Genomic DNA, 12,852 nt, shown 5'->3' with positions numbered 1-12,852 from the left:
GTTCGTTCGTATTTCGAACTACGATAATGAGGGGCGGGGACATTTCGCGGCAATCTACAGGAAGGTGATCGCACCAGTCACGCGCGGGGCAACCTTCCACACTACTCACACAATCCACCGACCGGTGTTTCTCCGCGGTCCGCAGCATCCTCGGCCCAAGTCCTGGCTCCACACCGGTCGGCCGCATCGGGCGGATCTACGATGATCACTCGGCCCGGGGCGGTCGAGATTGCCCTCACGGTTGGATCTTCCCGCCGCCTCCAACAGGAGTCAGCAGCGGCCAGACCCGGTAGACCACGGGGAAATCGACATCCACGCCGGCTTCGATGAGCTGCGTGGAGACCAGCAGCACCGGTTCTCCCGCCAGCCTGCCATGTACGATCGCGAGCACCCGCCGCTTGTGCGCCCCGCACATACGCGTGGACAAATGCCACGGCACTCCGTCCCCGACCTCGCACCGCCATGCGTCATAGGCGCTGGACACCGACCGTGTGGGCGCCCTTCTTCACATCGCCGGTCTCGTCGACCACCAGCACCGCTTGGTCGTCGTGCGGATGCTCGACCCCGTCACCCTCACGGGTGACAACGAGCATCGTGACCCACTCCACCAGCCCATGAGGGAGGCCGAGTGCGGCAGGATAGGTAATCAACAGGGCTCCTGCGCCGGTGGGTTGAGACTTCGAACACCTCCCTGAACGGCACGGGAGTCCTGTCTGTTGCGGACCCCGCCCTCATCGCGCCTCCGTCACCCGATCAGTGGCCCCGCTGAAAAGGTTCAGTAGTCACGGAATGCGCATCGGCCCGCCGACTCCGTCGGCAGCCCGTCGAGAAAGATCGGGTTTAGTAAGACGCATCGCCTCTTTGATCTATCCGCTTCTCAATGGAATGCAGCCCGCCATCGGCTTGAATTCTCGCGAAAATCTTCCCGAGTTCAGCCAAGGACTCTTCGGTGAGCAGCGAAGGATTCGTCTCGAGTATCAACCTAATATTGTCCCCGATTTGCTGAGGCGTGAGTTTTTCAAAGGTGCTCAACTCCAAAGAGTCATTCTCGTTCTCGATCCGAGCATTACGCAGAATTCTCAACTGCTCATCGCTGAATAGCCTAGCCATCAGGGCTGCGGCAAAGCGTGCTGATGCTTCTTCGCTGCTCATGCTTACTCGATCTTCTTCAAGTTCAGCAATCGCTTCTTGCGAGGGCTCTGAAGGTACAGATTCAATCAAGGTGGCCGACTCGCTAGGTGTGTCTGGGCTGTTATCCTGGCGAGTCCGGGCAAGTCTGTTGCGCGTCGACTTCACGAACGGGAGGGCCTGATCGTTCCACCATCTCTTGAGGTGTGGTGCAGCCCTCTCCGAAGCTTTGATGAGAATAACCAGGATCTCGATTATCTCCTCGGGTTCCAAGCGCTCCCGCGCTCGGGAATCCGACTCACACTCACACTCGTTCGTATCGGAAAAGAGCGACGGTGATTCCGTTGGTGAATCTTCCTCGTTCTCGTCGTCAGGAATGAACCTGCCATGGCTGACGAGGCGCCCTTGACTATCGTACAGATTATGGTGGAGGCCACCATCTTTTGACTGACCAGGAGTCAGTTTATCGGGATACTCAAAACGGCCACTAACGCTAGCCATTTGCCACTCTCCCTAAAGGCATGCACGGCAGATGCGCCCCCGACCACAGTTGGCCTTCCGACTCGTCCAGGGCATGCACACGCTGCCATCCGGCGAACGCGGCGAGCTCCCCCAGAGCCATGCTCCAACTGTACTTGCGACCGCTGACCCTTCCGCGTGGTTTGTGTGCGTACGTGAAGCTGATCGTGGTCGATGGGAAGGGCGGTAAGGACTGGCAGGCGTTCGCGCAGGTCGCGCACTGGTGCGGGTCCGGCGTCCGACTGGTCGTCGTCGAGGCCCTTGTCCAGGTGCTCACCGAGGCTGTGCAGGACATGAATCGGCGCTACGAGGTGTTGTCGAAGCTGTCCGACCGGGAATGCCCCGAGGGCAAGCTGACCCCGGGCCTGTCGCGTAGCAAGCGGCACAACATGCCGCTCGTCCTCATCGCGATCGGACCGGCCGCCGGCTACACGCTGGTTTTGGCCACGCAGAAGCCGGACGCGAGACGATCCCGCCGAAGCTGCGCGACAACACCGGCACGAGGTTCGCGCTGAAGGTCATGAACTACCAGTTCAGTGACGCCGTGCTCGGTGCCGGTGCGTACTCCGATGGGCTGGACGCCTCCAAGCTGCAGCGTCGTCACAAGGGGGTTGGGATTCTGCTCGGCGCTGATGACGGGGAACTGGCCGAAGAGGGCGGCCAGGTCGAACGGACCTACCTGATGGACGGTCCGGCGCTCACCGGCATCGTCGAGCGGGCCCGGGAACTGCGCATCGCCGCGGGCACCCTGACCGGGACGGCGGCCGGTGAGGAGGTCATCACCGAGAAGCCGGTCACCAACCTCCTCATTCGATCGCAGCCCGCTCCTCCTCCGCCCGGAACGCGGCCAAGTTCGCCGAAACACGGGCCGCCAAATTCGCGCCAAGCCCCAGAAGTCGCGACGAGTCTGGCGTCCTACACGTACACCGATCTGGGCACCACATGATTCTCGGCGTCGAGGATGCTCGTTTGACCACTCTGGGCGGGTGATATGCGATAAACTGCCCCGCCGTTCCGATCAGGAATTGTACATACGTTGAGGTTGATCACAGTTCATGGTGGTGAGCCCTGGGTCGGCCCGTTGTCCGTATAGCCGAAAGTTCTGCCCTCGATGTTCAAGCTCCGCTCCACCGATCCCCGTCAGATAGGCACGTGGGAGGTGATCGGCCGTCTGGGTGAGGGTGGCCAGGGCGTCGTCTATCTCGCTGCCAAAGGCGAGGAGAGGGCGGCGATCAAGGTCTTCAAGGAGACCGGTTCCAAGTTCTCGGTCAAGGAACTCGACGCGGCCCGGCGGGTCTCCGGCAGTCTGTCCACAGCCAAGATTCTTGAGACCGGCCGATTCGAGGATCTGACCTACGTCGCGACCGAGTACGTCGACGGCCCGGACCTGTACGGGCTGGTGGCCAAGAACGGCCCGGTCACGGACAAAGATCTGAGCCGGCTAGTGATCGGGACGATCACGGCACTGGCCGCGATCCACAAGGCTGGGGTGGTACATCGGGATTTCAAGCCCTCCAACGTGCTCATCGGACCCGATGGCCCGGTCGTGATCGACTTCGGTGTCGCGCACATCATGCAGTCCGGCGGAACGACCTCGAACGTCGTCGGCACCCCTTCCTACGCCGCGCCAGAGCAACTCGCCGGGGAGAAGGCGGCCGCCCCTGCCGACGTCTTCGCCTGGGCATCGACGATCTGCTACGCAGCCACCGGCCGCCCTGCATTCGGCGCGGACTCTATTCCCGCGGTCATGCACCGCATCCTGTCCGCCCCACCCAACCTCGACGGGATCCCAGCAAGCCTTCGTCCGACCCTGGAGGTCTGCCTGAACAAGAACCCGGCCCAGCGGCCTTCTGCGCATGATCTGGTCGGCTATCTGATGACCTTGGGCGAGGGCGCCACGACGGTACTGCCCGCCGCCGACAAAGCGCTGGCCGCCGCTCAGACCTTGATCCACACCAGAGTCCAGCCGTTCGAACAGCCCCGGCCCTGGTGGGAGCACAAGCGCTATCTCGCCATTGCCGCGGGCCTGGCCGCTATCAGTCTGGCCGCTGCGCTGGCCTGGCCCACCGCGGTCGGGTCACACGCCCAGCGGGATATGGCTTCCGCTGGCGCGCCTTCCCTGGTCTCAGCGCGCACCGGCGTTCCTTCGCCGACGGCAGCGGCCGGCCACGTAGCGCCTAAGCCGCAGACTGCAGCCGACTACTCTGCCGCGATCATGGCGGCCATCAGCCGGCAGAAGAGCGCAAACTTCACCCACGAGCTCGTCATTCCGCAAGGAGATGGCATCTCCCAATCCAGCGGCCGGCTGCTCTACTCACGCGCTAGATCCACCAACTACGACATGACCGTGACCTTCTACAACAGCGCTACAACCCAGAGCGACCAAGCGCACGCTCTGGTGATCGGCAACAAGGCCTACGTCGCCGGCCCCGCCAACATCCCCTACGAAGAGACCGACATCAGCCCCGGCGCCGGCCTCACCAATAGTGATGGCACGTGGGTGGCCCGAGATGCCCGATGGGTCACCTCGCCCTACAACTTCCAGGAGCTGCTGGACAACGCCACCGCCTTCACCGTCAATGAGGCATCCACAGGACTGACCATCCTGAAAGGACACGAGCCGACCCGCGGCCTGATTAACGGCCCGACCGGCGGCCTGTTCAAGGAGATGGAAGCCGCGCCGACCACCAACTTTACAATCTCCCTGAACAGCCAGTACCTCCCGACCCGCCTGGAGATGACGTTCTACGTTACGAGCCTCGGGGACAGCGCGAAGGCGATCGCGAACTACAGCACGTGGGGAGATGACCAATCTCCGATCAAGGGACCCGCCTGCGGAACCTACGGAAGCGCGGTGAACCCCATACGGATGTACTGCCACTGAATAGCAGCGAGGTGGATCACGCTACGGCTCGAGATCATCATGGGTCGGCAACATCGACCGGTAGCGCTTGGCGGGCGTCTGATGCGTTTCTGTTCTCGGGACGGATCGGGCGACGCAGTCGGTATGCCGTCCAGCGCTCCGAAGATGAGAGTGCGCATGGCGCCTACAAAGAAGACCAGGACCGCTCGCGAGGCAATGACGGCGCCTCTCGGCTCGCTGACGCGGCCCGCCCCAACGAGGGACGCGATCGACGTCGGCGCCGCCCAGACCGCGATGACGAGGTAAGGCACACCGACAACCCCGCAACAGGCACTGCGGTCATCGTGATCGACACGACAGCAAGAGCCACAGGTGCGCCGCCTTCCCTGAGTCGCCGTAGCGGTTCCCGCCATCGCTGCTGGGTGGCATCTGACGCGTCCAGCCAGCCAATGTCCCCGAAGTCAACCAGATCCCCAAGCCTGCCAGCAACGTGGTGACCGGTACCCATATCGGCAGGCACTCGGGGCGTCCCGCCGCCGCGGCCTGCGCCAACCGCTCGGCGATGCTCACCGCCTTGTCTCGGTCACCGGTCGCGGTGGCTTGCAGTACTTCGATGACCTCGATCGGGAGTAGTTCCCGGGTGGCGCCAAGCTCGGTGAAACGCCGGCGCGCGGCATCCAGCAGCTCGGCCGCCTGCGGGTGTTCGCCGCGTAGCGCGTGGGAGAGGGAGGCGGCCATGTCGCATTGCGCGACGCCGACGAGTTCCCCAACCGAGGCGTTCAGGTCACGGGCGTAGGGGATGAGCTGCAGGGTGCGGTCCGGGTCGTACCACATCAGTGCCAGCGCCAGGTGCCGGATCGCCCGCGCCTCCCACAGCGGCGCGTTCGCGGCGCGCGCCTGGTCCAGGGTGGACTCGAACAGTGCAGCGGCCTCGGCGAAGCGGGCGTTGTGCAGGTAGGAGTGGCCGAGCATGTCCGCGACCCGCACCTGGTCGAGGCTCGCAGTGGAGGCCTGCCCCATGAGTTCGGCGACGTGGCGGTAGTCGCTGCGGCGCAGCGCGTTGTCTGCCATCCCGAACAACGCCCCGGCCCCGATCAGCGTCGTGGGGTCGATGACCGACAAGTAGGAGATGGCCTCGTCCAGCCGGCCGATGATGTGAGCGCGAGTACCGAGCTCGTACCGGTAGTAGTCGGCGAACGGTCCGGCCGGGACGCTTCCGGTGATCTGCCGCATGGCGTGGTAGCGGTCGTGGGCGTTCAGGTCTCCCCGGGCGGTCAGCCGTCCGACCGCCGTTAAGGTGACCAGTTCCGCGGAGCCGGGCAGGTCGGGCAGTGAGGCCAGCACCTGGGAGTGGCCGAGCAGGCTGAGGGTGTAGGCGATATCGGCCAGTACTCGCGGGAGGACCTGGTGCTCCTCAGCGGCGTGCAGCGCGAGCAGGAACGCCGCTACGCTGCGCTGGCTGCGTACGGTCCAGTGGGATGGGATGGTCGGGGCGCTCGTCCCACACCGCCGCCGCTACCCGACCCAGGTGCTCGATCGCCTGCACCACGTGCTCGCGGCGCTCGGAGGTGGTCCAGCCGTCGCTGGTATGGGCGTCCCCGCTGGTGATGCTTTTGCGTAGGTTGGCGTGCAGCCGGTACGGCGGCCACACCGTCGGGTCGTGGCGGATGAATGCCCGGGTCAGGAAAGCCTCCACCGTGCGCCGCCTGATCTGCGGGAGGACTGCCAGCAGGAGGTCGGCATCGAACGCTTCCAGCAGGGCGGCCGCCCGCAGCAGCTCACGGTCCTGCTCTGACAGATCCCGCATCACCCGAAGCACCAGCTCGGGGAACACCAGTCCGAACGCCTGTACGGGCGGGGTTTCATGGCGGCCCAGGTACTGCTCGTAGAGGCCGGCCGACAAGTCCAGATACAACGGAGAACCAGCCGACCCCGCGATGATCCGCTCCCGTATCGGCGTCTCGATCGCGGGCCGCTCATCAATGGTCAACCGGGCCCTCAAATACGCTTCCGCCGCCGCGTGATTGAGTCCGCCCAGTCCCAGCTGATCGGGTCCGGCAAGGCCCGGCCACCGCCGTGCGCCGCCGTAGGTCAACCCTGTCCCGCGTACCGGGTCGTGCCACTGCAGCGGCCGTCTGCTGGCCGCGACGAACACCACGTTCGGCATCAGGTACACCAGCCGGGACACCAGATCCTCCAAGCCGCCCCGTTCAGAGGAAAGGGCCTGGATGTTCTCCACCGTGTCCAGCACGCACAGCGCCAGCGCCGGCCTCTTGGCCCGGGCCCGTTCCAGATCCGCGGCCAACAGCACCGGCATGTACCCCAGCATCCGATCCGGGTCCTGCTCCTCCAGGATCGGATCCAGGGCGGGAAGCTCTGAGCGCAACCGCTTCAACTTGACGTTCTGTGTCGCGGCCTGACCGAGCCCCTTCAGCACCCGGTAGGCCACCGAGATCGCCCCGAACCCGCCGAGTAGCTGGTCGACCGTCGAGCTGATCTGCTCCGACATCTGCTCCGACTCAGAAGGCGAGGTCTTGCTCAGAAACGCCGTCAGCGACTGGCCGGGGTGCTTGCGCTCCCAGTACACCGCCAACGCCACATCGAACGCCGGCCACGACTTGGCCAACCGGCCCAGCGACGCCCGTACCCGCAGCAGCACCGCCTCGAAGCTCGAACTCGACGGATCCGCGAAGTCCACCACCGCGTACGCCCGGTTGCCCGGCAGGCTGTGCAGCTTCCCTTCCACTGCCAGCTCGGCCACATGCCGGGCCAGGGTCGACTTACCGATCCCGCCGTCCCCCCGCCACCGCGATCACGTTGGAGGCGGCTCTCTGGAAGTCCAGCAGCTCAGGTACCGGCCAGGATCGTTGCCCGTGCTCCACGAACCGGTCATGCAACGCCTGGATCTGCACCTCACGGTTGGTGAACACCCGGTTCGCCCGGAACGGAACCTCAGGCCCGAACGAGAAGAACTGGTCGATCCCCATCCCCACAGCCGACCACACCACCCCGGCACCGACAACAAACTCCGGTAAGAAACTCACGCCTGTGATGGCGACAACGACGCTTCTTGTGGTTCCGAACCAGTGTTGGAGCGCCACCGTTAGGGGAGCCAGCGGCGTACCTTGTCGCGGGCAACGCTGTCGGGGACGTACCAGAGTCTGAGTTGCTTGTCCCAGCGTGCACCGGCCTCGCGCTTCGCCTGGTCTTTCTCGTCGTAGGGGACTGCGAGGTAGAGCCGCCCGTTCGAGACCGCCCCTGGTGAGACTCCCTGGGTAACTTGGTCGGAGATCGTGTCGGAGACCCTGCTGGGGACGGGCGGGGTGCGTACGGGTGGCCGAGTGCGGGCGCGGTCGACGATACGGCGAACCCGTGAGCAGGCGTCCGGATCGGTGAGCCGCATCATCAGGTCGGTCGGCCCACGGCCCGCGAGCAGGTTCAAGGATCCGTGCCACAGCACGGTGTCATCGATGATCAGCACCTTCTCGTGCATGCGATCTCGTACGTTCACCTGGCAACCCGCCTGCTGGAGGATCGCGACCAACCGGGCCCCCTTCGATCCGGCCTCGTGCGCGCGGGTGTGGACGACCACCTGCACTCCTGCCCTGATACGCGGAGTCAAGTGCCCGAGCCAGGTACGGACCGGAGAGTCGTCGAGGAACGCACAGTGAATGTCGATGATCTTTCGTGCCTGCCCGATGTCCCACGCGACGGCGCGGGCGACCTCGTCCGCCGGGAAGAACGCGGGCCTGGCGAGCTCCTCCGAGTCAAGACCGGCCAGGTCGGAGGCCGCACGGAACGGCACGAGATCGTCGATCGGCAGCCGTCGGGCGTGCCTCCGCAAGTGGTCGAGCATCCGCGCGGCTTCACTGCCCACCGGAAGATTGCGGTCAAGGAAATCGACGTCGGCGACGACGACCAGGTGGTCCTGGGCTCTGCTGAGGGCCACGTTCAGCAGCCGGCACGTCGTCGACGACAGCCCGATCCCCTCGTAGAAGCGGCCCGCTTTGGTCCCGGCGCCGGCCACGGTGTCGAGGACGATGAGCGGCCGCTGGCTGCCCTGGAAGCGGTGCACGGTGTCCACGAGCCCGTCGTAGGCCTCACCGAAACGGTAGTTCAGGCTCGCCTGGAGCGCCTTGACCTGGTCTCGATACGGCGTGATCACTCCCATCCGGTCGGTGGGGCGCCCGCCGCTCAGCCGCCCGGGCAGCACCGTGTCGTACTGCAGGCCGCGGATCAGTTCGTGGATGACCGCTTCGTGGACGGGGTTGGACCTGTGGCCGCCATATCTCGGGCTCGGGATCCGCCGGGGCGCCGAATCGATCAGGACCAGCGGGCTCTCGAGCAACGGCGAGGCCGGCAACCCGCTGTGGTCGTCACGGCCGGTGTTCAAAGGCGAATCGGGGTAGGCGACCTCGTTGACGACGGCGCAGATGGCCGGGCGCATCCGAAACTGAGTGGTCAGCGACACCAGCCGGGGATCTCTGCGGACACCTCCGTGCACCTCGACCAGGCCGGCGGCATGGAAGGCGTCCCGATCCATCCACAACCGGGAGTGCTCTCTGTCCGGCTCGGTCGCGAGTCTGCTGCCCGAGCCCTGCGTCACCGCTGGGAGTTGACGGAAGTCGCCTGCCGCCACGACCCGCTTGCCCGCCAGCCCCGCCGCGCACCAAGCCGACGGCAGGTCGACCATCCCGGCCTCGTCGATGACGACCACATCGACCGTGTCCAGCAGCTTCCTGGACTGCACGGCCTTCGAAACGGTCGTACCGAGCAGGCGGCACCGGGACCGGACCGCAGCCGCGATCTTCTGCCGTTCCTTCTCGCAGCGCTCCAGCTCCTCCTGCCGTTCCTTCTCGACCTGGCGAAGCCTCTCGACGGGTGGCACACCTTCCAGCCGCCGCACGGCGGTCGCCAAGGCGATCTCCGCGGCCTCGATGGCTTGGAGGCAACGGCTGCGCTGGGAAACAGCCTCTCGTAGCCGCTGCCCGGCGTGCGCCGCCTGCGCCTCCCATCCGGCAAGATCACGCCGATGCTGGTCGAGCTGCGCCTGCTTGCGCTGGGCGAACATCCCGGAAGGCACCCCGATCTGCTCGATCCTGCTCCGGGCGGCGACGATCTGGGGCTCCAACTCGGTGCTCTCCCGCTGCGCGGCGGCGGCCTGCGCTGCGGCCTCGTCCGCATGCGACCGGAGGGCGCCCAGTTCCGCCGATGCCTGCTGGGCTTGCTCGTGTACGGCGATCGCCGCGCGTACGGGCTTCAACTCCTCGATGAGCCCGGCTATCCGAGTGGTCAGCTCCGCGGTCAGCCGGGCCGCGACCTGGGCCGGGTCGATGGCGGCTCCGTAGTCGCGCGCGAGAGATGCCACCGTGATGTCACCGAGCCGCTGGACGAGACCCTCGTCGAAGCCGGGTTCGTCGCGGAACAGTTCACACATGCGTTCAAGTGCCTGGTCGACGGCGACGTTCGTGGGCGCGAGGAAGAGGACCCGTAGACCCTGGCGGTAGCAGCCTTCGACGATCCGGCGTACGACCTCGGTCTTACCGGTGCCCGGAGGACCCCAGATGAAGGTGACCTCGCTGCCCATGGCCTGCTCGACCGCATAGCGTTGCGACGGGTTGAGCTTCAGCTGCCGGTACCCCCGGACGTACCGCTCGGGGTCCGCGACGCGGTTCAGGCTCGGGCGGCCCTGCCCGACCATCCACCCGGCGGCCTTGAGATTGACGGGCCCGGCCTCCTCCCCGGCCCGTTCGAGCTTCTCCGCGAGAGCCTTCAACCCCGCAGTGTCGTCTTCGCAGAGCTCCGCGCTGACCGGCTGCCCGCCCAGATCGGCCGTGGTCACCACCCGCACCTTGCCATCGGGCAACCAGGACGCCTCTGCCGGCTCCCACGCCCTCTGCGAGGAAGCAGGGCGGATCAACAGCTTCGTCCCGGCGAACGGGGCCTTGGCGACCCTGCAGGAGAAGAGGTAATCGGTACCGACCCTGCGACCTGCCGAAAGCTGGACCTTCAGCGCCCCGCCATTACCGACGAGGACCGCTTTGATCTCGGCACGAACCGCGCGAAGGAGATCGTCGACAGGGAAAGGGCTCTTGTCGGCAGCCGTCACGAGCGATCCCCTCAGGTAGCCCTGGATGGCAATAACCTACCGATAAGACTCCATAACGTCATTAGTTCACCTCGCCGGGCGTCAAATGACCAGCAGACGCACCGGATCGATCCTCAGGCTTCGACTTTAGAAGGTCCGCCTTCCGCTTCTGGGCTTCAGTAGGTCGACCCTGGCGTCCTACACGCTGAGGATTGAGGCGTCGCTATAGCTGGTGCGGAGCCTGACGACTGCTCAGTGGGAACCGGCACCTCGCACCGCCGTGTAACCGACCGAGCCTGAGCGATTGGCCTCACGTGCTACTGAGGGCGTGACCAAATGCGCACGAGACGGGCCGCGAGAGCAAGCGAACGTGCCTTGACGTCCTCTTCGGTCCAAGCTTCGATATGGGATCCGACTATCTCGGCGTTCAACTTGAGCACGCTGTGCTGAGCAAGGAGGGTTCGCTTTCCGTAGCCGCTGAGCCCGCGGGCTTGGGCTTCGCCGTCGGTCCAGGGCCGGTTGGAGAGAGCAGGGTTGAGTTTCCCATTGGCGAGGGTCAGGTTGCCGATGGACTGTACGAGTCCGTCACGGCGCAGCGCTTCGGTGTCCGCAATGTCACCGCCCCAGTGCTCGCGCCAGCCCTGCGGCATGATGTGCTCGATCGTGAGCTTGCCTCGTGGACAGTGCTCATATTCACTCCAGGCACCTCGAAGGTCATCCTCCAATGCCTCAAGGATGATCCTCAGCCGTCCGCGAGTGAGCTCCTTGTAGATCTTGGCGGTCGTCACGGCTCGAACGACGTCCTCGTCCGAGGGCCAGTAGTTGGCATTGGCGGTATTGGTGGCCAGGAACGCTTCCGTCGCCGAGCCGGCCGCAGCGGGACCGACTCGGTCGAGCTCTTTGAGTAGTTCGACGACGATTCGGTTGTAGTTCTTGGTCGGTAGTCGGCATATCATCCGCCTGACCAGCCAGCTTTCCACGCTGGCCAGTGCGCGGCGACGCTCCTCGGCCGGCATCCGTTCCTCCGGCCAACGCAGGATCCACAGCAGGACGGGGCCTACGACCGCAGCCTCCAGCACGCTGATCACCCGGTAGTAGAAGGTGCCTTCAGGCGAGTCCCAGGGAAGCTTTTCCAGCCCGGCATAGACCTTGGCATCTTGGGCCAGATCTCGCATGACCTCCCACGCCGCAAGCTCCGACGTGCGCACCAGATCCCGGAAATCGGTGAAGATCCGGTCGGAGGCCACCTCGTGCAGGCGCCGCATCGTGAGCCAGTAGTTGAGGAAGACATCCACGTACGGGCGGTGGAGGCGTCCTTGGCGGATGTCACGCCGCCAGTGGTCGGAGTCGAAGGACTTCCAGTACTGCTCGTAGAGGTCCGTGAGGTTCTCGTTCTGGCCAGAGGCCAGCTGGAACAGCAAGTTCTTGATGAGATCCGCCGCCAGCAGGGGCGTACCACGGTGGTTGAGCGTCTCGAAGATGACCTGGGCGTTGTCGCCGGTCTCCAGATCGATGACGACCAACTTGAGGTACTTGCTCAACGCGTGCGTCAGGGTCGTCAGCCGCCGCTTGCACTTGTCCGGATCACCGGTGGGCTCCGCCCATTCGGTGATCTGAGTGGTGAAGTACTCGTGGGCTTTCGCGACATTGCTCGACGTCAGTTCCGGGGGGACGGTCGTCTCGTTGTCCATCGCGGCACGGAACGCATCCTGGTCTCGGTTCGTCGGCCAGACCTTGAAGACCTCGTCCGGATCTTGGGTCAGTTCCCTCGGGTTCACCACCAGCGCCTGCAGCGCGTGGGCATCCACGGCATTGCCGTGCTGCTCGGCGACGAGCTGAGCCGCGTCCAGAAGGATCTGCAGGGTCGTCAGCCGCTGCTGGCCGTCGATGACGTGGCGGATGGGCAGGTAGGCCGTTGCGGACCATTGCTGTTCCAGCACTATCGCGCCAAGGAAGTGGGGCGCGACCTCGGGGTTGTTCGTGGCTTCGAGGAGTTGCTCGGCAACTGTCCGGATGTCACCCCAGAGCGGTTCCCACTGCTCCTGCTTGTTCCAGACGTATGGGCGCTGGAAGAGCGGCACGAGATACCGAACAGGAGCACCGAAGATCTCGGCAGGGGTGTGCGTGTCCGCTTTCATGGCTCCCCGGAAAGGATGAAATGCCCGCTGCTGTCAATGTTGTGCTACGCATTATTGCAGCTTCTGGAAGAATTCCTACCCTTTCCCGATATTAGTCGCTCTCGTTCAACTCGTCG

Annotated in this window: 10 protein-coding genes and 1 pseudogene; 3 read left to right on the top strand and 8 right to left on the bottom strand. The window is 65.1% G+C overall.

Features of this window, described 5'->3' with window-relative positions:
* Positions 1–235: 235 nt before the first annotated feature.
* From ACRYCC_RS27375 to ACRYCC_RS27365, 3 genes and pseudogenes are all read right to left on the bottom strand, one after another.
* Positions 236–427 (bottom strand): hypothetical protein, encoded by a 192-nt coding sequence (locus tag ACRYCC_RS27375; protein ID WP_433816563.1) that lies wholly within the window; start codon positions 425–427, stop codon positions 236–238.
* 139 nt (positions 428–566) lie between these two features.
* Positions 567–650 (bottom strand): annotated as a pseudogene (locus ACRYCC_RS27370) (IS5/IS1182 family transposase); the annotation flags it as partial.
* A gap of 190 nt (positions 651–840) precedes the next feature.
* Positions 841–1,629 (bottom strand): hypothetical protein, encoded by a 789-nt coding sequence (locus ACRYCC_RS27365; RefSeq protein ID WP_433816562.1) that lies wholly within the window; start codon positions 1,627–1,629, stop codon positions 841–843.
* A gap of 173 nt (positions 1,630–1,802) precedes the next feature.
* Between ACRYCC_RS27365 and ACRYCC_RS27360 the strand changes: the two genes are divergently transcribed.
* The 3 genes from ACRYCC_RS27360 (at position 1,803) to ACRYCC_RS27350 (ending at position 4,531) form a co-directional block, all read left to right on the top strand.
* Positions 1,803–2,162 carry a hypothetical protein gene (locus tag ACRYCC_RS27360; protein WP_433816561.1) on the top strand — a complete coding sequence of 120 codons (360 nt, stop codon included), beginning with the start codon at positions 1,803–1,805 and terminating at the stop codon, positions 2,160–2,162.
* A gap of 5 nt (positions 2,163–2,167) precedes the next feature.
* Positions 2,168–2,593, top strand: a complete 426-nt coding sequence (locus tag ACRYCC_RS27355) for a hypothetical protein (RefSeq protein WP_433816560.1) — start codon at positions 2,168–2,170, stop codon at positions 2,591–2,593.
* 165 nt (positions 2,594–2,758) lie between these two features.
* Positions 2,759–4,531, top strand: a complete 1,773-nt coding sequence (locus ACRYCC_RS27350; protein WP_433816559.1) for a serine/threonine protein kinase — start codon at positions 2,759–2,761, stop codon at positions 4,529–4,531.
* Between the two features lie 318 nt (positions 4,532–4,849).
* Here the strand turns inward: ACRYCC_RS27350 and ACRYCC_RS27345 are convergent, their stop codons facing one another.
* The 5 genes from ACRYCC_RS27345 to ACRYCC_RS27325 form a co-directional block, all read right to left on the bottom strand.
* Positions 4,850–5,854, bottom strand: a complete 1,005-nt coding sequence (locus tag ACRYCC_RS27345; RefSeq protein ID WP_433816558.1) for a tetratricopeptide repeat protein — start codon at positions 5,852–5,854, stop codon at positions 4,850–4,852.
* A gap of 70 nt (positions 5,855–5,924) precedes the next feature.
* Positions 5,925–7,271 carry a hypothetical protein gene (locus tag ACRYCC_RS27340; protein ID WP_433816557.1) on the bottom strand — a complete coding sequence of 449 codons (1,347 nt, stop codon included), beginning with the start codon at positions 7,269–7,271 and terminating at the stop codon, positions 5,925–5,927.
* 19 nt (positions 7,272–7,290) lie between these two features.
* Positions 7,291–7,497: a hypothetical protein gene (locus tag ACRYCC_RS27335; RefSeq protein ID WP_433816556.1), complete on the bottom strand. Its 207-nt coding sequence runs from the start codon at positions 7,495–7,497 to the stop codon at positions 7,291–7,293.
* Between the two features lie 116 nt (positions 7,498–7,613).
* Positions 7,614–10,352 (bottom strand): AAA domain-containing protein, encoded by a 2,739-nt coding sequence (locus tag ACRYCC_RS27330; RefSeq protein ID WP_433816555.1) that lies wholly within the window; start codon positions 10,350–10,352, stop codon positions 7,614–7,616.
* A 563-nt stretch (positions 10,353–10,915) separates the two neighbouring features.
* A complete protein-coding gene (locus ACRYCC_RS27325; protein ID WP_433816554.1) occupies positions 10,916–12,736 on the bottom strand; it encodes a DUF262 domain-containing protein in 1,821 nt (606 codons plus the stop codon).
* Positions 12,737–12,852: the final 116 nt, after the last annotated feature.

This window comes from Actinomadura scrupuli, from assembly GCF_050971785.1.
GTDB lineage: Bacteria > Actinomycetota > Actinomycetes > Streptosporangiales > Streptosporangiaceae > Actinomadura_E > Actinomadura_E scrupuli.
This window is presented reverse-complemented; position numbering and strand designations above follow the sequence as displayed.

What these genes read in the sequence shown, in the direction of transcription:
- ACRYCC_RS27365 (WP_433816562.1), bottom strand. Translation starts at nt 1,629, where the DNA reads ATGGCTAGCGTTAGTGGCCGTTTTGAGTATCCCGATAAACTGACTCCT.
- ACRYCC_RS27355 (WP_433816560.1), top strand. Translation starts at nt 2,168, where the DNA reads ATGAACTACCAGTTCAGTGACGCCGTGCTCGGTGCCGGTGCGTACTCC.
- ACRYCC_RS27350 (WP_433816559.1), top strand. Translation starts at nt 2,759, where the DNA reads ATGTTCAAGCTCCGCTCCACCGATCCCCGTCAGATAGGCACGTGGGAG.
- ACRYCC_RS27335 (WP_433816556.1), bottom strand. Translation starts at nt 7,497, where the DNA reads ATGGGGATCGACCAGTTCTTCTCGTTCGGGCCTGAGGTTCCGTTCCGG.
- ACRYCC_RS27325 (WP_433816554.1), bottom strand. Translation starts at nt 12,736, where the DNA reads ATGAAAGCGGACACGCACACCCCTGCCGAGATCTTCGGTGCTCCTGTT.